1 pseudogene is annotated in these 761 nt (G+C 66.6%); it reads left to right on the forward strand.

The features are described 5' to 3' along the window. Window positions 1–761, forward strand: a pseudogene (locus tag J7302_RS26285) (beta-eliminating lyase-related protein); the annotation flags it as partial.

Here is a 761-nt window from a genome sequence, read left to right on the forward strand (position 1 = left end):
TTCAACCGTTACCACTCGGAAACCGAGCTGATGCGCTACCTGCGCAAGCTGGCGGACAAGGATCTGGCGCTGGACCGCAGCATGATCCCGCTGGGTTCCTGCACCATGAAGCTCAACGCCGCCAGCGAGATGATCCCGATCACCTGGCCAGAGTTCGGCTCCCTGCACCCCTTCGCTCCCACCGAGCAGAGCGCCGGCTACCAGGAACTGACCACCGAGCTGGAGGTCATGCTGTGCAAGGCCACCGGCTATGACGCGGTCTCCCTGCAGCCCAACGCCGGTTCCCAGGGCGAGTACGCAGGCCTCCTGGCCATCCGCGCTTATCACCAGAGCCGTGGCGACGACCAGCGCGACATCTGCCTGATCCCAGCCTCCGCCCACGGCACCAACCCGGCTACTGCCAGGATGGCCGGCATGCGCGTGGTGGTGACCGCCTGTGACGCCCGCGGCAACGTGGACATCGCCGACCTCAAGGCCAAGGCCGAAGAGCACAAGGATCGCCTGGCCGCGCTGATGATCACCTACCCGTCGACCCACGGGGTGTTCGAGGAAGGCATCCGCGAAATCTGCGCGATCATCCACGACAACGGCGGCCAGGTGTACATCGACGGCGCCAACATGAACGCCATGGTCGGCCTCTGTGCCCCGGGCCAGTTCGGCGGCGACGTGTCGCACCTGAACCTGCACAAGACCTTCTGCATCCCCCACGGCGGCGGCGGCCCGGGCGTTGGCCCGATCGGCGTCAAATCCCACCTGGCGCC

Source organism: Metapseudomonas boanensis (assembly GCF_018704125.1).
Taxonomy (GTDB): domain Bacteria; phylum Pseudomonadota; class Gammaproteobacteria; order Pseudomonadales; family Pseudomonadaceae; genus Metapseudomonas; species Metapseudomonas boanensis.